Below are 21,555 nucleotides of genomic sequence, written 5' to 3'. Positions count from 1 at the left end.
AGAACAACTAAATAGCAATGTTTTTGCCTTGCTAAGAAAGCTATTTTACCGTTTTAAAATAGACCGTTTACTTAATAAAATTGGTAAAGATAGATGGATGCAAGGATAGTTACTAGTAAAACGCTGTTCGCGATAGCCCAAGGTACACACAAAGTATTACGTCTTTATTATCACAAAGAGAAGTGGTCCTCTATTTACCCTACCCTAGTTAAACTTGCACAGCTTTACATGGACTGTTATGAGTCCTCGCCAAGTAGCATGCATGGGCAGCTTGGACTGTATTCACAAAACTTGGGTTACAACACTAATCTGGTCATGAATCAAAATGTGTTGGTTTGTATGGCTTGTCATCACTTAAAGTTTTCTCGTGCAGTAACCGAAGAGCTATTGCTTGCGAGCTTTGCGGACTATTTATGCGTAGCGAGAGAAAGCGATCAACTCGCAGCAGGTAAGAAGTTAGACGCACAGCAAGATAAGCTTTGGAAAGTTCGCCATCAATTGGCTGTACAAATACTGAGTGATGGACAAACACCTAACTTGCAATGTTTGCGAATTTTATCTCGCCTTTCAAACTATGACAGCAAGCTAGTGGCTCCTACCCCTCAGCGCTTCAATGACCATGCTTCTTTGATTGTTGCAATTGCTCACCGAGTAGCAAGCTTAATAACGCCAACACACAAGCAAAATTGCGTGGCTTTAGACAGAGCGATTAAGCTTCTTTATTGCAAACTCAGTTATGCTTTTGCATTAAAAGTGCTGAGTGCAATTGCAGGGGCATTTGTTAATCATCCTGCGGGGTTGCTGTGCGAGATTAAAGGCGAAGAGGGCTTTTTGGTGATACAAAGCAACAGTGAAAAAATAATTGCTGTTGTTGAACATGGGCAAACCAAAAAGCTGGCGAAGGCCAACCGTAAATTCCAGTTTCACTGTGGTTTGACTGCAACCACAGATGCAAAGTTACTTTACAATATTTGGGACCGAGCTGCTGAACCAGCAGTACTTCCTTTCGGTTCTGAACATTTACATCTACTAGAAACAGTAAAAGCCTTATCTCACAGTCAATTTCAAAGTATTCGCGCACTTGAAAAGCTGATTTGCGAGTTCGATTCAGTGTCAAGTGCATTGCAGATCGCAGCAAAGCAGTATAACCGTGAAAATCTAAAAGCCGCATCGGTTAGGCACTCTCTCGCCATGGTAGGACTTGATGCTGCTGGATTACTGGCGCAGCGAGTGTTGCTTGAGCAGATCATAGCCAATCATAAGCTTCCTTTCACAGAAGATATCGTGCACAAATATGGCGTAATTAGTCAAATTATCGCCTTATATGTTGGTGAAAGTTATGGTGAGCAATTTGAGCGTTTATTGTCGCCATTTGCAGCGGTTATTGTATTTTTAGTGACTAAACAAGGAGTAGAGATCCAACATGCCACTGCACTCCACTCTCGTGAGTATTCGGAAGAACTAGTATCAATTGCCAACCTATTTGGGATCCGAGCGATAGCAAAAGATAAATACCTAGACTTTAATCTGCAGTACTTTGAAAAAAGTATTCTTCATAAGGCAATGCTAGATAGCGAAACGTTAAAAAAGTCTCAGACCAATGCGCAGTATAAACTATTCATTTTTATTAAACTTATTGCACTTAAAGTGATATCACCCAACTTTGTGTTAACTGCATGGCAAAAACAATTAGTCGATGACGTATTAGCTGAAAGTCGTTTTGTTACCGCACAAAAGTTTGATGTAGCGCTACTAGAGGCCGGATTTTACTCATCTATTGCCTGATATTTATTCTATAAATACTATCAATAACAAGCATAAATCATATGTATGTCATTTTTTCATTCCATACTGGAATAAGACCAAATTAATTGCTATAAAACGCGGCTTAAACAAGCGAACGTACACCTTTGTTAATTTCTACTAAACTTAGTCTGCAATTCTTCTTGGGTGTATTCCAACTTTTGATAAAGGAAAAAACATGGCACAGCAAACCATCACAGTTATCCGTGGCGACGGCATTGGCCCTAGCATCATCGATTCAGCAATCGAGATCTTAAAAGCCGTAGGTTGCGACTATGAATACGAGTACGTAGACGCAGGTTTGGCTGCTTTAGAAAAAACAGGTGAATTACTTCCAGCAGCAACGCTAGAAGCAATTGAGCGTAACAAAATCACGCTAAAGGGCCCACTAACTACACCTGTTGGCGAAGGTTTCACTTCAATCAACGTGACATTGCGTAAGCATTTTGGCCTTTACGCAAACGTTCGTCCAGTTAAGTCATTTGAAGGTACTAAAGCACGTTACGATGATATTGATATCATTACCGTACGTGAAAACACGCAAGGTATGTACTCAGGTCTTGGTCAAGTTGTTTCTGAAGATGGTAATGAAGCGGAAGCAATGTCAAAGATCACTCGCGAAGGTGCTGAAAAGATCGTAACTTTCGCATATGAGTTAGCACAGCGTGAAGGTCGTAAGAAAGTAACTGCGGTTCACAAAGCGAACATCCTAAAATCAACTTCAGGTCTATTCCTTAAAGTTGCTCGTGAAGTTGGTGAGCGTTACCCTGAAATTGAATCAGCAGAAATGATCGTTGATGCGACTTGTATGAAACTAGTAATGACACCTGAAGAGTTTGATGTGATCGTCACAACAAACCTATTCGGTGACATCCTTTCTGATCTTTGTGCAGGTCTTGTCGGTGGTCTTGGTATGGCACCAGGTGCAAACATTGGTACTGATGCTGCAATCTTTGAAGCAGTTCACGGTAGCGCACCAGATATCGCAGGCAAAAACCTTGCAAACCCAACTTCTGTTATTTTAGCTTCAATTCAAATGCTTGAGTATTTAGGCGAAGCTGATAAAGCGGAAAAAATCCGCAGTGCAGTAGCTGACGTTATCAAGAGCGGTGACCGTACTACGCGCGATCTTGGTGGTAGCCACGGCACTACCGATTTCACACAGGCGGTAATTGAGCGTCTTTAATTCTTAACGCTCAATTTAATCCTTGGGTGGTGCGTTAGCACCACCTTCTTCTTAATCCCACTAGCATTCCACCGATTAACGCAAACCATCCGATACTGCCGCCAGACGATCCACTATCACCAGAGTCCGTCGGCGTTGTTGTTGGGGTCGTCACTGTGATCTCAACAGTGCCTTTCGCGCTTTGATCTGCACCATCCGATAGCGTTAACACGACATTATATGTACCCGCTTGAGCGTAACTATGCGTTGTAGTCAAACCAGAACCTTGCGTACCATCACCGAAATCCCAACTAGCTTGATAGTTACCATCACCACCAGCAGCAGTTGCGACAAAGCTTGCCTGTAAGTTAGATGTGGTCGCTGTGGCTTCAATGCTTAGTGGTACTACGACAGTCACTGAGGTTGATTTAGTTACCGCCTCACCTTCGGCATCTTTCACATTAAGCGTTACCGTGTACGTGCCGCTTAGCTCATAGATATGTTCAACTGAGTTAGATGATGCTGTTGCTCCATCACCAAAGTTCCAGTCAAGTTCATAAGGCGCTTTGCCACCAATGATTTCAGCATTGAAGACAAAGCCTTGCCCTACTGAGGTCGCTTTGATATCACCGACTGTAAGCGGGATTGGCTCGACGTTGCCTACGCTGACATTTGAACTCAACGCTGAACTGCTCCCGTCAGCTTTGGTTCGTGTGAACATTACCGTATAGTTGCCAATATCTTGATAGCTATGAGCAGGTGAAAGCGCGTTACTTGTTTGACCATCGCCAAAGTTCCACAAAAAGCTATCTGATTCGTTTAATGCTAAGCCTTTGACATTAAACTTAACGGTGTTTTGCGATTGTACTTGAGTGATTTTAGGGTCGCTGAGGTAAATTATACCGACTTGCGCACTACTTGCATCTTCCTCTATGGTATTCAATCTAAGTTGAACACCAAAACCCGGCAAACTAACACCTGACTCCTTTTGGATTGGGAAGGTGTAATCCTGAGTATCATCAAACGTACTGATTGGCGTGAGATGTTGATCGCCAAGACCTGCTTTCTGCGTATCCAAACGAAGCGTCGCATCTTTGACCTGAATAATACTCGTTGCGGGTGTGGTGTCGTCGGCTTTGAAAATAGGGTTTTGATCTTGGTCGATGACTAACATATCTCCAGAGCCGGGGTGTAGCGAAGTCGAGTTATTACTCTCTTCATTGTTGCTGTACCACATCAGCACACCAGAATTATAACCAGACAAAGACAAACCAGCATCTAACCCTCTAAATGAGCGTAAATGGGCGTAGTAAGCGTTACCTGATTTAGCTCTATAGCCAGAAATCTTACGAAATCCACTGTAGACTAAGTCGTTAGTTGGCTCTGCTGTATTTGTATAAATTTGCGAACCATCCGCTGTCACCTTAATGTTGTCTAGTAATACACCTTTAAGCGTTTCAAAATCGTCAGTTTGATAAACGAATGTCACGGTGACAGTTTGTCCTCGGTACGCTGAGATATCAAAATCTAGCGTAATTGGGTTAGCCCCAAAAGAAGATGACTCGCCATCCATGTAGTGAGTGACATTGGCATAATTTGGATGGTTTGATTTTGTTGTATTTCCTGCTATTGGCTGCCCATTTACCGCCACTTGGAAAATATCGTAGTTAAGCTCGATACTATAATTTGCAAGCATGGATAATGAAATTTGGCTTGCGTTAGGTAAGCTTAAGGTAAAACTTGCTTGGTTATTGAGTTTGTCGTCTTGTCCGGAGTAATAGTGGTAATTCCCATCCAGAGGCGTAATGAATTCCTCTAGTTGTGCAGGCAAATTGATCTTTATTTGATTCGTAGTACCATTGTTTATTCCAATATCCGTGAGCGTTACCGTTTGTTCTGTACTCAAATCATCTAATGTGTACTCTGTTTGGTTTAACCAATTTCCTGCATAATTTTGTTGTAAAAACTCAAGGCTTTTAGGGGAGAACTGGGTGGGCTGCGAGCCACTTAATTGGCCTAAGTAACTGCCTGAAGACATGACTGACCACAGCGCAACGGGTTCGCCTATGTCATTGGAATTTAAATCATATTCGTCGGGTAACCCAAGGTCATGACCAAACTCATGAACAACCACACCGATTGCAGCATCAATAGGATTAATGGTGTAGTTATAAATCTTGTAGTTGGTATCTGGAATTGCCTTAGGTTGGTTGTTTTCATCAAATACGAAGAAGCGATGTGACCAAATTGCGTCAGTATCTAATACGCCGCCACCTGCTTCTTGACCAATACTTGAATGAAATAACATGACATGGTCAATAATGCCGTCAGGTTCAAGGCGGTTGCCATCACCATCTATGTCGTTCAAATCTGTTTTATCGTACTCAGATAGGTCGATATTAAATTGGGTCACAGCTTTGCTTACTGCTTCGAACACCAACTCTTCCGGTCTTAAGTCTCGGGTATCGCCTTCTTGTTCGCCATAGTAGGCTGCATTTTGAGCGGCTCTTACCCAACCAAATGCATTGCCAGATACCTTGAAGCTGCCGCCTGAGGCCGCTTGATAAAACTGGGTAGCGGATTGCAACGACTCATTGTTAGGGCCGTTATAGCCGCTATCTGAGTACAGTAGTGATTGGTAGTGAGACGCGGGATAGCTCGAGTAGTACATATCTGTATCACCCGGGTTTAGTCGGTTCTGGTCGTTAGGTAAGTCGGGAAAATCGACCAGAATAGCAAGGATTTTAGCTTCATTAAGTGTTTGCGCCGTGCTCACCGCAAATTGTTTACCTAACTTAGTATTGCCAAGGTGCACATTTTTAATTGCATAAGGTGTTTTTATTTGGCTGGCAATAGGCTTTGTTTTGGTGAATTGCTCAAGCGCAATTTTCCGCTCGTATTCACTCAGCATGCGGCCGAGCTTTTTCTCCTGCCAATAGATAACCTGATCTTTATAGAGCACCTGCGCTGACGCTGCATTTGATAGCAGTGTGGCCGATACCAATATGCTTAGTTTAAAAATATTCATCTAAGATTCCCTAGTACAATTGAGCTTTAAGTTTAGCATTTTTATCGTTTTGTTCCCGTATAAGTTCTACTAAATAAAAAATCTAATTGGTGGTGAATTTTAAATTGAAATGTAATATTTCAACAATTGAAAGGTGGAAAGGTGGAATTTATATCTAATACTGTGTAGGCTAACTTTGACATCAACTTAAAGGAAAAATAATGACAAATTTCTTTCAACTAATCGTTCTCGTGGTGGTACTGGTCTCTTCATAGAGTTCAGCGGGGAGCTATTACTTGAAAGAAATACTCAAACCCCGCAACCAGCGGGGTTTTTTTTTGATTTTATAAATATAACAGGCACGCACAGTCAACGAGGAATGAGGTAATGGCAGAGCAATACAACGGCTCCGAGCTAGTAGTAAAAGCATTGAGCGCATTAAAAGTAAAATACATATTTGGCTATCCCGGCGGATCGGTTCTTGATCTATATGATGCGTTGTTTCAGCAATCAGATATTGAGCATATCTTGGTTAGACATGAGCAAGCAGCGACCCACATGGCCGACGGTTATGCCAGAGCAACGGGAGATGTCGGTGTCGTTCTTGCGACCAGTGGCCCAGGCGCTACAAACTGCATTACAGGGATCGCGACGGCTTATATGGATTCAATCCCAATGGTTGTACTCTCGGGGCAAGTGCCTTCAAACCTAATCGGCGATGATGCGTTTCAAGAAACGGATATAGTTGGTTGCTCTCGTCCTATCGTTAAACACAGTTTTAACTGCCGCGATGCGACAAAAATCCCAGAAGTGTTAGCAAAGGCATTTTATCTCGCCAACTCTGGTAGACCGGGACCGGTTGTGGTTGAGCTGCCAAAAGATATTTTGAATCCTGCGCTTAAATTCGATTATCAGATGCCTGAACAAATTGATATGCGTACTTACAACCCGAGTGTAAAGGGGCATTCCAAGCAGATCCGCAAAGCGGTTGAAGCCATTATTGAAGCGAAGCGTTTGGTTATCTATTCTGGCGGTGGCATTATTCTTTCGAATACCTCAGAAAAACTAACTGAGCTGGTTGAGAAACTAAACGCGCCTATCACCAATACCCTAATGGGTCTTGGCGGGATCAGCGGCACACATCCTAATTTTATTGGCATGTTAGGGATGCACGGTAGTCTTGAAGCGAATAAGGCGATGGCGAATGCCGATGTTATCTTAGCGTTAGGTGCGCGTTTTGATGACCGTGTAACCAATAACGTCAAGAAATTTTGTCCGGATGCCAAAATTGTTCACGTTGATGTGGATCCAACTTCAATTTCTAAGACCATTCAAGCGCATATCCCAGTTGTGGGCTGCTTAGATACGGTGATGGAGCAATTGCTACGCGGTATCGAAAAAAGCGAGAAGCGCATTGACCGAGCCGCACAAGAAGATTGGTGGCAAGCAATTACCACATGGCGTGCTCAGAAATGCTTGTCGTTTACTGCGGGTGTAGAAAAAATCAAACCACAAACGGTTATCGAAAAGCTATACCAAATGACCAGTGGTGACGCGTATGTTTGCTCAGACGTAGGACAACACCAGATGTTTGCAGCGCAGTACTATCCGTTCAAATCACCTCGTCAATGGATTAATTCAGGCGGCCTTGGCACCATGGGATTTGGTTTACCCGCTGCGATGGGCGTAAAAATGGCATTTCCGCACAGTGAAGTATTGTGCGTAACTGGGGATGGCTCTATCCAAATGAATATTCAGGAACTTTCAACCTGTTTACAATACGGCCTTGCTGTCAAGGTCATCTCGTTAAACAACCGCTCGCTTGGTATGGTACGCCAATGGCAAGACATGATGTATGAGGGACGTCACGCGAGCTCTTATATGGAGTCCCTGCCTGATTTTGTTGCGCTTGCCGAGAGTTATGGTCATATCGGTATTCGGGTTGATAAGCCTGAGCAACTTGATGCGGCGCTGGAAAAAGCAATGTCGATTAAAGACCGACTTGTATTTTTAGATATTTTGGTCGATGAGTCTGAACATGTGTATCCAATGCAAATTAAGCAAGGTGCGATAGACGAGATGTGGTTGAAAAAAGGAGTAAAAGCATAATGAGAAGAATACTATCGATTTTATTAGAGAATGAACCTGGCTCTCTTTCTCGTATTGTGGGTTTATTTTCTCAACGTGCGTACAACATTGACAGCTTAACAGTGGGTACAACCGCAGACAAAACGCTATCTCGTATTACCATCACGACCCAAGGCGATGACCGCATTGTTGAACAAATCACCAAGCAAGTTAATAAGTTGGTGGATGTGCTTAAGGTTATTGATCTAACTGATATGCAGCACATTGAAAGAGAACTGCTACTGGTAAAAGTCTATGCCAGAGATGAAGTAACACGAGCTGCTATCAATCGTGTTGCTGAGGTGTTCCAAGCCAGCATTATAGATATGGGCAAGCAAAGTTATATATTACAGATGGTAAGCTCAGCCGACCGTCTTGAGTCTTTCTTGGATCTATTACGTCACGAAAGCGACATTATTGAACTTGTGCGTTCTGGTGCGGTAGGTATTGGCCGAGGTGACAAAGCGCTGAAAGGTTAAAACTACTTACCTTTTAGCTGTCACTGTTATCTTTTTGCGCGGGTAAGCACGTAGTATTACGTACAACCCGCTGCAGTTATTTTGCATGGCAGCTTCGATTTACTCTCATTAGGTTACTGGCTATAATCTCGTTTTTATCAAGTTAGATTATGCACATGGAACTCGAACGCTTCTGGCAGCTTGTCACCGCCCCCGATCATTCAAACGATAATGACTATTTAAAAACGCGTTTATCACCGCTAAGTTCAGAAGAAATTGCTCAGTTCGATGCATTATACACCAAAGAACTAAGAGCACTGTGGCATTGGGATAACTGGAAAGTGGCCTACGTGATTGCAGGCTGTAATAGCGAATATGACTTCTTAGATTTTTGTAATTGGATCATCAGTCGCGGCCCTGAAGCGGTAAGTGTACTTACAGCGGAACCAGACGAATTAGCTAATAAGTTTGCTATTCCGAATAAAGACGACTTGCCCTACCCATTTATTGACGAATTAGATTTAGTTGCAGGGTTGCTTTTTGAAGAAAAAAATCAAGACGAACTCCCGTATCACAGTGTCGTGAACTTTCCGCCGCAAGGCAAAAAGTTTAAAAATAAACCAAAACAGTTAAAGGCTGAACTACCTCAACTTTTTGGTCAATATTGGCTTGGATAAGGTTTAGTTTATTGTTTTATGTGATGGGTTTTAGTTGTTCTAGAGTTAGACGCTGAGACTCACTATTACCATCGCAAGATGTCGCCGCTCCAGATGCCTATCAACCCTTCCCGCTAACCTACCAAAATGACTTTGCTAAAAACACAACCTCTTGTTGAGTATTAAACAGTGGAATACTATGTTTATTCCCTATATCGAAAACAAAAAGAATAATGATGAAAGCCCCCTCTATTTTAAAATACTTCCCTAGTTTGGCGTTAGTGATAGCCTGTCAAAGTATGGCTGTGCAACAAAAATTGGTAGCCGATGATGGTAAAGCAGAAGATCAGTTTGGTTATAGCGTAGCGGTAGACGGCACAACTGCATTAGTTGGTGCCCATAAAGTGGATGCAAATACGAGTCAGGATATTGGTGCGGCTTACCTATACACGCTAGGTGCGTCTGGCTGGCAGCAACAAGCAAAGCTCATCGCGCAGCCTGCCAATGCGGGCGACACGCTTGGCGGCAATGTTGCCCTTAAGAATAATATTGCCATGCTTGGTGCGATAAATCGGGACGATAAAGGAGAAAATGCCGGTGCGGTGTTTGCTTTTGAGCGCACAGAAAATAGCTGGGTACAAAAACAAATTTTAACCGCCAACGATGCAAAAGCGGGTGATGCCTTTGGACAAAGCATTGCCCTCACCGAGCAATTTTTAGTGATCGGCGCACCACATAGCGATGCGCCACACAAAGACTCAGGTTCAGCGTATGTATACGAGAGAGAAAACAATAGCTGGCATTTTCAGTCAAAGTTGACGGCAAGGGATGGCGCTGATGGGGACTTATTCGGAATTAGCGTAGCAATAGATGGCGATACCATTTTAGTCGGCGCAGATTTGAATGATGAAAAAGCAGAAAAAGCTGGTGCGGTTTATGTTTATCAATTCGATGGTAAAAAGTGGAATTCGCAAGCAAAACTGATGGCAAGTGACGGTGGGAACACCGATATTTTTGGTGTTCGCGTGGCTATTTTTGGAGATACAGCCCTTATTTCTGCCAGAAGAGATGATATCGACAGTATAGGTAAAGATGCCGGCTCTGCTTATCTGTTTGAGAGAACAAATGATAAATGGACACAAACTCAAAAATTAGTGGCTCCAGATGCCAAAGCGGATGATAGATTTGCACGCGGTGTTGCGTTAAGTAAGGACATGGCGTTTATCACCGCTATGCACCACGATGAAAAAGGTAATAACGCGGGGGCACTTTATCTGTACAAAAAACAACAAGGCCAATGGCAATATGCGTCTAAGGTATTTGCCAATGATGCCGCGCCAGAAGATAGGTTTGGTTGGAATATTGCGGTTTCAAATAACACCGCCATCATCGCAACTCCCCACCGTGATGACAAAGGAGAAGGCTCAGGTGCCGCCTATATTCTGGATTTGGTGGAATAATAGCGATTGGTAATGTCTGAGCTTGGTTCGTTAAGCTCAGACTTTGGCTGTCAGAGTGAGATTGATAGGCCCTTATTTAACAGTTGACTTGGTGCCATTTTGAATCGTTCAAGCAACAAGAAAGGCTTTAAAGAAGACATTCGGTATCGGTTAAATAAACGACGCCCGTTTTTTACGCGTTGTTTGACCGATAGAGAACTTATTTCATGTGTTTATTATATATTTGACCTTATCAGCGCTAACTTTCGTTTGCGACACGTATTAGCTAAAAACGTCAAAGTACACGTTCTAGCTATCTGAAGTTCATATTACTTCGTCTTGCTAGTACTGCCCTTTTATACGAACCATTTCATTCGCATACACTGACTCGCCATTATATTCAGTGAGAAATTCATCAGACACTTCGAATCCGTATGCCTTGTATAACTCCTTTGCAGGCTCATTTGTCTTGGCGACAAAAAGGTTCGCCTTGCCGCATATTTGTGACAAAAGGAATTCAAGCATTTTTCTTCCGATTCCGTTTCCTCTAGCACTAGGGCAAACAAATAGTGCCCTAATCTCTGACCCAAATATTGCTCCAAAACCAAGAATATTCCCATCATCAAAAACGTATATCTTTGATTCCTTTAGTGCAGATAGTCTCTTTTCATCATCTTCTAGAGGTAAGAGCTTAAATGTCTTCTGCTCAAAACGAAGCTCATCCAGCTTAGATTTTGAATAGATCTCCAAAACTCTTGGATAATCGTTCTCGCTGAACTCTCGAATATTCATAGGGTGCTAGCTCTTATCAATTTTAAATATATCCATTGTACGTTGTAGCGTATCGCTGTTTAGTTTCATATCTTTAAACAATTCATTTAACGCTTTCGATGTATCTAATTCATGGTTTGCAGCGTCAAGTACAGCAGCGGTATTTTGTGATATATCGGCGGCCACTTCAGACTGTTCGCAAGCTGCTGTGGCAACCGAAGTCGTGAGTTTTTCAACATGCGAACTGTGTTCGTTTACTCTGAGCGATACTTTACGCGTTTCTTCTACTTCGTTCATGGTATTTTGTGTGAGCAGTGTGTTTTCTCTGATTGATTTCACAACGCTTTGGCTTATCTCTGACAGGCTAAGTAACAGCGTGGAAATTTGCTCTGAAGATTGTTTACTGTTGTTTGCAAGTCCTCGCACTTCGTCGGCTACAACAGCAAAGCCGCGGCCATGCTCGCCTGCACGGGCTGCTTCAATTGCGGCATTGAGTGCTAGCAGGTTAGTTTGTTCGGCAACACTGCGAATTGAATCCAAGATAGTGTTTATTTCAGATACCTGCTTTTCCATACTCGCGGCCATCTCGTCGACGGCGTTCATACTCTTCGAGAGGGTTTTCATGGTGTCTAAGTTTTTTTGGTTGTCTGCAAGTAACTGCTGTGATTCGATGTTAAGTTGGTCGCTGGCATCCAGCGTATCTTGCGCGAGTTTTGCAATTTCTTGGCTGGTTGCGGCCATTTCTTCTATTGCAACCGCAATGGAAGATGCCATGCCTTGGGTTTTTTGTGCATCCTCATTGACGTTAGAGGCTGCTAAATGCATTTTTTCGCCTAGTTTCGTACCTACCTGAACGGACTTAGCTAAGCCAACCATTAGGTCTTTAAACGCATAAATCGTATTGTAAATTGACTCGGAGATTTGCCCAAGCTCATCGCGCGTGTTTAAGCGCATATCTAAAGTTAAGTCGCCCTCTTCAGCTACGCGTTTTAATATACTCGTTAATTGTGAAAGCTCCGAGCGTAACGAGCGAATCAGATGAAAGTTGACGAGCGCGATAAAGCTGAGAACGACGACAAAAAGCACAAACATTAAGATACTTTCAAATGCGATATCTGATTTGTGCTTTTGGCTATCTTTAATTGTCATTTCCCACACTGAATTGAGTTTGGTCTTGAACTTACCTATTAGACTTGTCGCCGCAGAAAACCACTCGGCACTTGAAGGTAAGCGACTAAAGTCAACTTGCCCTTGGCTTTCAAGAGTATCAAGAATTTGATTGAATGCTTTTGCCTCGCTTGAAGATAAAATAGTTTGTACGTTGCTTTGGCCTGTACCTTCGAGTGCGGTTTCTAATTGATGTAATGACATCTCTAGCTGTTGGCGATAGTACTTGATATCGTCTTTGAGGGTGTCTGACATTGCTTTTTTTGCAAGCACACCATTCACTTTGCCACGGATCTGTCCAAGGCGCTCTTTACTTTGGGCAATAAGGAAAGCAATAGAAAGTTCAGAAGATAAGGTTCTATCTGATACGTAGGCTTGAATTTTTGCTGCTGTGTTTAATGAAACTTGATTAAGTTTGCTGTAGTAAGCAAAAGCATTACTGCCATTTTTCCTGTCGACCTCACCTCTTACGCGGTTCTTATTGGCTTCCACTTCAAAAATATAAGGTAACCATTTTTGCACATTTTTATCTTTAAGAAACAGTGAAGAGTGAATACTCTTAAGCGTTGATATTGTTTGGTCGGCAATTTCACGTTGCGCGTCGACCTTTCGTTTGTTATCACTACTTGGATTACCAAGGAACCCAGCCGTTAAGCCGCGCTCTACCGCATGATGATGCGCTACTTTCTCAATGGCGTCGAGCAAAACGACATAGTTGATATTTTGATCGGCCGCATTGTACTGTCTCCAGTTATTCAAAACGTTTTTGCCAACTAAAAATAGTAAAAATGCAAGCAGTGAGAAAGAACTTATCATCGTGAGCTGCATAATCGAGAATCTTTTCAAAATACCCATTCGTCTCTCCGTAGCGCGAGCGTAGATTATTGTTTAATCAAGGTAACTATAGTCCAACAAAATTAAGGTGAGATATTTTGTAACGAACATCGTGACGGATTTAACGTTTCGAGGCTGGAAGGATAGGTGAATGTTACTTGAAGTAATTTTTCTGAAAGCAAATGGTAATGAAGTGTTGCTACCTTCTTGTTGCTGATAATGGTATTGGCGTCAAAATTAAATAGAGGAATGTATGAAAGGATTTATCAAACTAATGTTAGTGAGCCTTGCGCTTATCTCATTGAAGTCATATGCGGTTGTATTTACGTGTAAAGGCATTGTGTACGACCTATATTCAAATGGTAATAATAGCTACGAAGTTAGGTTTGAGCGTGAGTCCGGAGTCGATCTTGAGCCTGTTATTATTTATCCAGAACAGCACTACCTTTTGGCTCCGGTTTTAGATGCTATCCGTGAAGGTGAAAAATACCGCACTGTATATCGCTTAGTCATTGAAAATAGAGATAGCGGTGATACTCGATGCCACGATGGTGAGAGTGAAAATGCCTTAATCGGTCTTACAAAAGTTATCGATTAAAAAACAAAAGGCGCCAACGGCGCCTTTAGAAATTAACCTGTAATGATCCTTAACATTCTACGAAGTGGCTCTGCCGCCCCCCATAAAAGTTGATCACCAACAGTAAATGCACTGATATATTTTTCACCCATTGTGAGCTTTCTTATCCTGCCTATCGGAATATTCAGTGTGCCAGTGACATTTACAGGAGTTAGCTCTTTTGCCGTAATATCACGCTCATTTGGAATGACGCGAACCCATTCATTATGTGCAGCGAGAATCGCTTCTATTTCTTCGACACTTCGATTTTCACGTAACTTGATGGTGAGCGCTTGTGAATGACAGCGCATCGCGCCAATTCGTACACACAATCCGTCAATAGGAATGGGCTGCTTTGACGAGCCAAGGATTTTGTTTGCTTCTACTTGTGCTTTCCACTCTTCTTTACTTTGCCCAGACGGCATTGGAACGTCAATCCATGGAATTAAGCTGCCGGCTAACGGCACACCAAATTGATCTTGTGGTAAAGATTCATCTTTGATTTTTTCTGCCACTAGCTTATCGATTTCTAAGATGGCTGAACTTGGGTCGTTGAGTTGTGCTTTAACCGAGCTGTGGATCTCACCCATTTGAGTGATGAGTTCACGCATATTTCTTGCGCCTGCACCTGATGCCGCTTGATAGGTCATTGGGCTCACCCACTCTATTAAGTCTTGCTCGAATAAACCACCAAGCGCTAGTAGCATAAGAGAAACCGTGCAGTTACCACCAACAAAGGTTTTTACACCTTGCTCAAGACCTTGTTGGATGACATCTTTGTTGACCGGATCAAGCACAATAATACTGTCTTTTTCCATTCTCAGTGCTGAAGCTGCATCTATCCAATAGCCTTCCCAGCCCTGTTCACGCAATGAAGGATATACAGATTTGGTGTAATCTCCGCCTTGGCAAGAGATGATAATATCCATTTCGCTAAGCGATAGAATTTCGCTTGCATCTTTTAGCGGCTTTGGCTCTCCACCGCCTTTCACAACGGGGCCAAGTTGGCCCGCTTGCGAGGTAGTAAAGAAGTGTGCATCAATGACCTCAAAGTCATTTTCTTGCTGCATACGCTCCATCAGCACGGAGCCAACCATTCCACGCCAGCCGACGAGTCCTACTTTTTTCATGTTATGTGCCTTAATTCTTGATTATACGGATCATTGCGTGAGTCGTATGTCTAGATGGCTACCATAGCAAAAGAATACGCACTGGACTAGCTAGAAATCAGGATTTTAAAAAATAAAAAACCCCGCATGGCGGGGTTTGGATACAACATGTAAAGGTTGTCCTAATTTAACGCATTTGCGTCAACAAGAACTCGGTACGAAACGAGCTATGGTTTTGTTTTTAAAGCTCTTAAATAATGTTACTAGTTAAATATGACAAGTATATTAACAAGCTAGTAACTTACTGAAGTATTTAGATATATTTTTATATATAGACCAACTATACACAAAGTTACAGAACTTAGTCTATGAAATAACGAATAACAAATAAAAAAATTTAGAAAGATTGATAAAGATCAAAAAAGCCAAGGCGGGCCTTGGCTTTGGTTTAAGCTTAGTTGTTCCTTAGAACTCGTAGCTGTAGCTCAGGCTAACTGAGGTGCCAACATCTTTTTGTCTTACTACCACGTCAGATTGAGTTACTTCTTGATCTTCATTTAGCAAGTTCTTGACTTTAAATTTAACTTTAGAGTTAAAGTCTGGATACCAAGTATATACTAGGTCAAGCGAATGAAATGGTTGCTCATAAGCATCATCTCTACCACCAATCCCAGAAGCCAAAATACGCTCTCCAAAGACGTTATACACTAATGAACCACTGTGTTGACCATCAGCCGAATCATAGTTTAATTGCATATTAACTACGTACTCTGAGTGACCCGTCATACGCTTTGTTGGATTGGTTAAGTTACCTGCACGAGCAGGATCTATCGATACTTCAGAATCACTTAAGGTGATGTTACCTGACGTAAAGAAGCCACTCGCAAGACTCGATAAGTCATATAACCACTCGGCTTCGATACCGTATACTTCGCCTTCCTCACCATTTACGAAGGTTGCTGTATAGTCTTCATCACCAACCCGTAAGATGGTTTCTATTGGTGCCGTGATGTCTTTATAGAATGCCGCAACTGAGAAGTTGTCGCCATTATCCATATAGTACTCAAAGCGCGCGTCATAGTTTTTCAGGTCGCTACTCTTTAGGCCAGCTACACCGAAGGTGCGGATATCGGTTAGTGGATCATAGTAGGCAACCGGTACTAACTCACGTAAGTCAGGGCGTACTGTGGTTTCACCATAACCAAAACGTACTTGATAGTTACCGTCTGAAAGATACGTTAGCGATAGTGCGTTAAAGAAGTTATCTTCGTTAACTGTACCGGCTAAAATACGCTCTTCATCGTAAATCGTTTCCATCGTTATGCGGTCGAAGATCAGACTCGATGTTGCAAGTGACACTTGTTTAAAGTCTTCGTAACGAATACCACCACTAATACGCCAGGTATTGTCGAAGAAGATATCAAATTCACCATAGCCCGCATCAATCTTTTGAGCTGCGATATAATCGTCCGCCGCTGGTGCCTGAGGTTCGTTGAAGGTCAACAAGAAAGTGTTGTTGTTCAAAAACTCATCGTCAAGATAACCCGATAATCCATAGATCTCAGACTCATCAAAGTTTACTGGGATGGATATACCACTTTTGTTGTTTACAACGAAGTTACTGGTATTGTAAACACGCGCTCTGTCCATAAAGTCATAACCACCTTTGAGGGTAATTTCTATGCCCTCGAAGGTTAACGGTAAGGTGACATTGCCGCTGTAAGACTTTACGTTGTCTTCCATGTCGGTAAAGGCGTACGTTATACGGTTATCATCACCGGTAACGATGGAGTTTTTATAAGAGCCGTCTTCGTTATAGTTATCAATAAACTTAAAGTCGATTTCTGTTGGAATATCGGTTTGCGCTTTTGACTCTGTATACTGCCAGTCAAAGCCTACCCCCCAGTAATCGAGGAACGTGTGTTGACCAATCACTTGGTCGATATCCAACGTGCGTTCTTCGTAATCAAACTGATGTGAACGCTGTGCCGCGCCCGTTCCCGCAATTGTTCTAACGGTACTGCCGTTAGGGCTTTGTAACACGGAAAACTCTGATTCGGTTTCGTTATCTTCTAGATAAATCTTAGAATAAGTAATGCTATGCTGATCTAAGCGGTAACCGATATTGAATACACCATTTAGGCGTTCAGTTTCAGTCGTTACTTTAGATTCTTTAAGTGTCACATAACAGGAATTGGCTGTGTCTTCTGCGGTTTCTAGTTTTGAAGTACAGTTTTCACCTAATGTGTCGTCAATAACACCTGTTGTGCGGTCGCTATAATTCCAATCGTTGTCATAGGAACCCGCAAGCATAAAGCCTACCGTGCCGCCTAACCAATCTTCTTGGAAACTATTGCCAATGTTGGCTTTTACATCAAAGTTTGGATCTAGGGACTCTTCTTTGACTTGAATATCGCGAGGAAGTGATGACACAAAACCTTTGATCACGTCAATTGCTTGATCCGCACGTGTTAGCCCGTCTTTATCTTTGAAACCGTTTTTGTCTACAACTTCGCCGATGTCAAAGTTACCACGATATCTTACAACTGCATCTTGTAGTACTTGAGGTATACCTTCCGTGGTACCGCTGTAGGTAAAGCCTTTATCAGAATTAAAGTTTTGGCCAATACCTACCTCAATACCTGCGGTGAACTCCGATGGTACAGACTTAGTACGGATATCGATGTTACCACCACCGAATGCAGCAGGCATTGATGGAGAATAAGCTTTTTGTACCGCTAGACTTTCAATAATGCTTGCTGGAAAAATATCGAGTGGAATAACGTTTCGGGTTAAGTCCGGGCTCGGTACTGCGGCACCATTCAGGCGAGCACTTGAGTAACGCTCACCTAGGCCACGAACATAGATAAACTTGCCGTCAACTAACGTGAGACCGGTAACACGACGTAGCGCGGATGCTGCATCACTATCACCTGTTCTAGATAGCTGCTCTGCGCCTAAGATATCCGCAACGAAGGCTTGGTTTTTACGTTCTTCAATTACCGCCGCAGCACTACCTTGCAAACGAGTACCTACCGCAACAACTTCTTCGATTGCCTGTTCTTCTTCTGCAACGCTTGGTAGAGAAGTTGCGACTGTGAGTGCCGTACTGATGGCTAAAGCAACTTTTTTAAATTTCATTTGAGTATCCATATGCAATCCTGCCAAAAATCATAAAAAAGGCGCAATGACTGCGCCTTAATTGTAATAACTAAGGTCATTACGGATAATTAGTCAGCGTTTGAAGCCTCAATTGCTTTCTTAACCCACTGATACCATTCAGAAGATGTATCTTTATCAGATACCGCACCAATGTAATCAACGGTCGTGAAGAAGTTGTCATTTAGGCTGCTTAGGTCGTTTGCTTCAACAGTGATAGCGGTAGAGCTTGAATTTGTTGAGAAGCCGTCAGCTGCAATTACGTCAGCTGCACCGTTTAGAATTTGGTTAGAGCCTGCGTTAACAAACCAGTCTTCTTTACCTTCACCTGCAGGTAATGGGTCAGAACCATTTTTAAAGTTTGCAGCACAAGCAAGTACAGAGCTTACATAATTAAGCGTATCAGCTTCAGCGTTTGCAGCAGCCTTATCATCTTTAAATTCTAAACATTCAGTGCCATTCGCAGCTGATGATTTAACTACTAATGCGTTGTAATACATACCACGGATAGCATCATCAAACTTCATACCTTGTGATTCGTCATCATCACGAATTGAGTTACCATCAGTCGTTAACACAGTTACGTTTGCAAAATTAAGCGTAGATGCTGGTGCTTGGCTGTAATCAGGGCCTGCTGCTTTTTCACCATCGGTTTCAAAACCATTGTTACCCATGAAGCCTTCTGTGCCCGCAGGAATTAGTACCGCGTCGCCGTTGTCATCAGCATAAGTAACGTCACGCTTAGTTTGAATTGTACCGTGCTTAACAAGGATAAACTGGCCTTTACCTTGCCATCCTGCATCAACGTCAACAGCATCATCTTGAGTATCCGTTACTACGATATTTTTGATGTTTGCAGCACCACCGAAGAATTCGATACCATCGTCAAAACCTTGGTGAATGTGAAGGAATTCGAAGCTTGAACCAGAACCCACAGCATTCAGTGTTAGTGAATTTAAGTCGTCCCCAGGGCCGCCATCACGAGGACCAGAACCTGCATACCAAATGTGCGCATATTTGATTTGACCGCTGCTATCTGCGTTGTTTTTACCGCCATAGTAGCTTGTTACACCTTCAGAATCTGCATTACATAGGTCGCCATCACGCTCTGCATCGGTACATTCGTTTGTGATACCAAAACCGTTAACCATGATACCACCCCAGTCAGCAAACTGTGGACCGATACCTGCTAGGTTAAATGCGTCAAATTCTGCTGCTGAAGTGAAACGAATTGGCTCGGCTGCAGTACCAACTGCGTTGATCTTCGCGCCACGCGCGATACGAACCACTGACTCACCAGAAGTGAATGCCATTACAGCACCTGGCTCTACAGTTAGTGTTGGACCGTTCGCCTCGATTGTACAACCTGTTGATGTGTTACAATCTTTACCGATTAAAAGTGCACCTTTGAATACGTGAGCGCCGCCATTCTCAAGCTTTTTGAATGTAACATCACCTTGTACTTCTAGCGATTTAGAAGCAAAGTCAGTGCCGTATACACAGTGTGGTGCTTGGAACGTACCTTGAACTTCAGTGCTTCCTACAGCGCGAGTTGTACAAGGGTTAGTTGTGCCAGTATCGCCACCTGTATCACCGCCTGAATCGCCATTGTTTGTTGTATTGTTTGAATTGTTAGTGCTGTTATCGTTTACAGTAGGTGTAACTTCGATGTCACCACCACAACCAGTAAGTGCCATAGCAGCGACGATTGCAGAGACTCTGAAGAGGTTTTTTAGTTCCATTGCTAACTCCAATAGTAGACTTTTAAAAAATTATTTTTTTACTGTGTTTAAATGATGTGACTAAATTAATGGGGTTTTATTACACGAAGATTACACAAAATGATTGTAATTAAATCTTCATAATAAAAATTGGAACTTTTAAAAATAAAAAAACCGCCCGAAGGCGGCTTTGGTGTTGCGATTATAAAATATTATAATAAAGCTTGTTTTAATGTTTCAGCATGAACTTTTTCCCGCTTCACATATTTAATCCATTGCTTAGCGAGGTTTGCTGATTTTTTGTGCTTTTCAGCTTGTTCGAAGGCCAATATAGAAGCATCAAAGTTTTGCAGGTTAAACTGTGCCATTCCAAGTGCGACATAGGCGTTAGACTCAAACGTTAAATCGCCTTTATTGAGAGCAAGTCGGGCGTGATCTGCGGCTTCATCATACTTTTCAAGATTTAAGTAGATCTCTGCAAGTCTCTGATCTAAATTGCCATGTTCAACTTTTTCAGTTGCTGCTAGGAAGAAAGGTAGTGACTTTTTATCTTCTCTTGCTTGAACGAATGCTTCTGCGATAAAAGTTAGGTTTTTGGCGCTGTCTTCAACGACACCTGCTTTTATTCCGTTATCAAGTGCTTCCGCTGCTTTAAAAGGCAAGGCGTTCATTAAATAGACTTGAGCAAGTTGCATATAATCAGATTTCGATTTTATAAAGCCCCTTTGCTTTGCAGTTTCAAATGTTGCAAGCTGTTTTTTCTCGGCACCTATTTCACCGTACATGCCGCCAAGCTGGATCCAGTATTGTGGTTTGTCATAGAGGGTAACCATTTTCTCTAAAACATCTGCTACTTTTTTTGGCTGATTTAATGAGTAATATATCGCTCGCTGAAGAACTAACCAGTTTTCTTTTGGTAGTTCACCGTCGGATTCAACTAAATCAATCGCAGTATTTATATTGCTTATCGCATCATTATATTTTTTTAGTTGATATTGTGCTTGCGCTTTTAAAATATAAAAGTTGCTTTTTGGGGCCTGGGTATTAGCTTCTTTCCACTGATCAAGGAATGATAATGTACTTTCAAAATCATTGTTTGCCATGGCCAATTGAGCCAAGCTAAATGTCGTAGAAAGACGCAGGGACTCAGGAATAGATTCTTCCGCAATAACTGCTTTGAAAGATTCGATGGCCTTGTCGAGCTTGTTTTCGTTGTAATAAATAAAGCCATAGAAGTTATACATCATTGCCACTTCGTAGCTATTCATACTCGAAACGCGTTCTTTCACCGAATCTAATGCGGCGAGGCCTTCTGCAACTTGCCCGTCGTCTGCAAGTTTTTGCGCGCGGGCCAGTTGACTATACACTTTTTCGCGTAGCGCGGGCACACGCTTGGTTTTAGTTTCTGAGTCTGCATAAGCCGTTGCCAAATTAACATTTGGTATGACTGAAATGAGACTCGGCGCTATTAAACCTGTGCTAAATAACGCACTTACTAACGTAATTTTTTTAAACATTTTCAT

At 42.4% G+C, this 21,555-nt stretch carries 14 protein-coding genes; 7 read left to right on the top strand and 7 right to left on the bottom strand.

What is annotated here, in order from left to right; translation table 11 throughout:
• Positions 1-93: 93 nt before the first annotated feature.
• Together MHN32_RS08995 and MHN32_RS08990 are read left to right on the top strand one after the other, a co-directional pair.
• Positions 94-1,785: a hypothetical protein gene (locus MHN32_RS08995; RefSeq protein ID WP_239421548.1), complete on the top strand. Its 1,692-nt coding sequence runs from the start codon at positions 94-96 to the stop codon at positions 1,783-1,785.
• A gap of 196 nt (positions 1,786-1,981) precedes the next feature.
• Positions 1,982-2,989 (top strand): isocitrate dehydrogenase, encoded by a 1,008-nt coding sequence (locus MHN32_RS08990; protein ID WP_010377116.1) that lies wholly within the window; start codon positions 1,982-1,984, stop codon positions 2,987-2,989.
• Between the two features lie 34 nt (positions 2,990-3,023).
• Here MHN32_RS08990 and MHN32_RS08985 read toward each other — a convergent pair whose 3' ends face one another.
• On the bottom strand, positions 3,024-5,996 hold the full coding sequence (locus tag MHN32_RS08985) for an immune inhibitor A domain-containing protein (protein ID WP_239421547.1): 2,973 nt from the start codon (positions 5,994-5,996) through the stop codon (positions 3,024-3,026).
• A gap of 366 nt (positions 5,997-6,362) precedes the next feature.
• Between MHN32_RS08985 and MHN32_RS08980 the strand changes: the two genes are divergently transcribed.
• The 4 genes from MHN32_RS08980 to MHN32_RS08965 all read left to right on the top strand — a co-directional run bounded on the left by MHN32_RS08980 (position 6,363) and on the right by MHN32_RS08965 (position 10,676).
• Positions 6,363-8,084: an acetolactate synthase 3 large subunit gene (locus MHN32_RS08980; protein ID WP_239421546.1), complete on the top strand. Its 1,722-nt coding sequence runs from the start codon at positions 6,363-6,365 to the stop codon at positions 8,082-8,084.
• On the top strand, positions 8,084-8,581 hold the full coding sequence (gene ilvN, locus MHN32_RS08975) for an acetolactate synthase small subunit (protein ID WP_010377111.1): 498 nt from the start codon (positions 8,084-8,086) through the stop codon (positions 8,579-8,581). The genes MHN32_RS08980 and ilvN overlap by 1 nt, the downstream gene beginning before the upstream one ends.
• A 155-nt stretch (positions 8,582-8,736) precedes the next feature.
• Entirely contained in the window at positions 8,737-9,237 is a 501-nt protein-coding gene (locus MHN32_RS08970) for a DUF4240 domain-containing protein (RefSeq protein WP_010605492.1), read from the top strand.
• Between the two features lie 212 nt (positions 9,238-9,449).
• Positions 9,450-10,676, top strand: coding sequence for an FG-GAP repeat protein (locus MHN32_RS08965; RefSeq protein WP_239421545.1), 1,227 nt, complete (start codon positions 9,450-9,452; stop codon positions 10,674-10,676).
• Between the two features lie 321 nt (positions 10,677-10,997).
• Here MHN32_RS08965 and MHN32_RS08960 read toward each other — a convergent pair whose 3' ends face one another.
• A complete protein-coding gene (locus MHN32_RS08960) occupies positions 10,998-11,447 on the bottom strand; it encodes a GNAT family N-acetyltransferase (RefSeq protein ID WP_102058108.1) in 450 nt (149 codons plus the stop codon).
• A 6-nt stretch (positions 11,448-11,453) separates the two neighbouring features.
• Entirely contained in the window at positions 11,454-13,448 is a 1,995-nt protein-coding gene (locus MHN32_RS08955) for a methyl-accepting chemotaxis protein (RefSeq protein WP_239421544.1), read from the bottom strand.
• Between the two features lie 232 nt (positions 13,449-13,680).
• Here MHN32_RS08955 and MHN32_RS08950 point away from each other — a divergent pair, with 232 nt between their 5' ends.
• Positions 13,681-14,025 carry a hypothetical protein gene (locus MHN32_RS08950; RefSeq protein ID WP_010605496.1) on the top strand — a complete coding sequence of 115 codons (345 nt, stop codon included), beginning with the start codon at positions 13,681-13,683 and terminating at the stop codon, positions 14,023-14,025.
• Positions 14,026-14,057: 32 nt separating this feature from the next.
• Here the strand turns inward: MHN32_RS08950 and asd are convergent, their stop codons facing one another.
• The 4 genes from asd to MHN32_RS08930 all read right to left on the bottom strand — a co-directional run bounded on the left by asd (position 14,058) and on the right by MHN32_RS08930 (position 21,555).
• Positions 14,058-15,173 carry an aspartate-semialdehyde dehydrogenase gene (gene asd, locus MHN32_RS08945; protein WP_102058111.1) on the bottom strand — a complete coding sequence of 372 codons (1,116 nt, stop codon included), beginning with the start codon at positions 15,171-15,173 and terminating at the stop codon, positions 14,058-14,060.
• Positions 15,174-15,617: 444 nt separating this feature from the next.
• Positions 15,618-18,305, bottom strand: a complete 2,688-nt coding sequence (locus tag MHN32_RS08940) for a TonB-dependent receptor (protein WP_174169174.1) — start codon at positions 18,303-18,305, stop codon at positions 15,618-15,620.
• Between the two features lie 77 nt (positions 18,306-18,382).
• Positions 18,383-20,053 carry a hypothetical protein gene (locus tag MHN32_RS08935; protein ID WP_235367206.1) on the bottom strand — a complete coding sequence of 557 codons (1,671 nt, stop codon included), beginning with the start codon at positions 20,051-20,053 and terminating at the stop codon, positions 18,383-18,385.
• Between the two features lie 191 nt (positions 20,054-20,244).
• Positions 20,245-21,555: a CDC27 family protein gene (locus MHN32_RS08930; protein WP_239421543.1), complete on the bottom strand. Its 1,311-nt coding sequence runs from the start codon at positions 21,553-21,555 to the stop codon at positions 20,245-20,247.

This window comes from Pseudoalteromonas sp. Of11M-6 (assembly GCF_022347905.1).
Lineage (GTDB): Bacteria > Pseudomonadota > Gammaproteobacteria > Enterobacterales > Alteromonadaceae > Pseudoalteromonas.
The sequence above is the reverse complement of the archived record's forward strand: the minus strand, read 5'-3'. Positions and strand labels throughout refer to the sequence as shown.

Excerpts from the sequence above, each read along its gene's own strand:
- MHN32_RS08995 (WP_239421548.1), top strand. The coding sequence starts at position 94 with ATGGATGCAAGGATAGTTACTAGTAAAACGCTGTTCGCGATAGCCCAA.
- MHN32_RS08960 (WP_102058108.1), bottom strand. The coding sequence starts at position 11,447 with ATGAATATTCGAGAGTTCAGCGAGAACGATTATCCAAGAGTTTTGGAG.
- MHN32_RS08955 (WP_239421544.1), bottom strand. The coding sequence starts at position 13,448 with ATGGGTATTTTGAAAAGATTCTCGATTATGCAGCTCACGATGATAAGT.
- MHN32_RS08930 (WP_239421543.1), bottom strand. The coding sequence starts at position 21,555 with ATGAAAATGTTTAAAAAAATTACGTTAGTAAGTGCGTTATTTAGCACA.
- MHN32_RS08985 (WP_239421547.1), bottom strand. The coding sequence starts at position 5,996 with ATGAATATTTTTAAACTAAGCATATTGGTATCGGCCACACTGCTATCA.
- ilvN (WP_010377111.1), top strand. The coding sequence starts at position 8,084 with ATGAGAAGAATACTATCGATTTTATTAGAGAATGAACCTGGCTCTCTT.
- MHN32_RS08980 (WP_239421546.1), top strand. The coding sequence starts at position 6,363 with ATGGCAGAGCAATACAACGGCTCCGAGCTAGTAGTAAAAGCATTGAGC.
- MHN32_RS08990 (WP_010377116.1), top strand. The coding sequence starts at position 1,982 with ATGGCACAGCAAACCATCACAGTTATCCGTGGCGACGGCATTGGCCCT.
- asd (WP_102058111.1), bottom strand. The coding sequence starts at position 15,173 with ATGAAAAAAGTAGGACTCGTCGGCTGGCGTGGAATGGTTGGCTCCGTG.
- MHN32_RS08970 (WP_010605492.1), top strand. The coding sequence starts at position 8,737 with ATGGAACTCGAACGCTTCTGGCAGCTTGTCACCGCCCCCGATCATTCA.
- MHN32_RS08940 (WP_174169174.1), bottom strand. The coding sequence starts at position 18,305 with ATGGATACTCAAATGAAATTTAAAAAAGTTGCTTTAGCCATCAGTACG.
- MHN32_RS08935 (WP_235367206.1), bottom strand. The coding sequence starts at position 20,053 with ATGGAACTAAAAAACCTCTTCAGAGTCTCTGCAATCGTCGCTGCTATG.
- MHN32_RS08950 (WP_010605496.1), top strand. The coding sequence starts at position 13,681 with ATGAAAGGATTTATCAAACTAATGTTAGTGAGCCTTGCGCTTATCTCA.
- MHN32_RS08965 (WP_239421545.1), top strand. The coding sequence starts at position 9,450 with ATGATGAAAGCCCCCTCTATTTTAAAATACTTCCCTAGTTTGGCGTTA.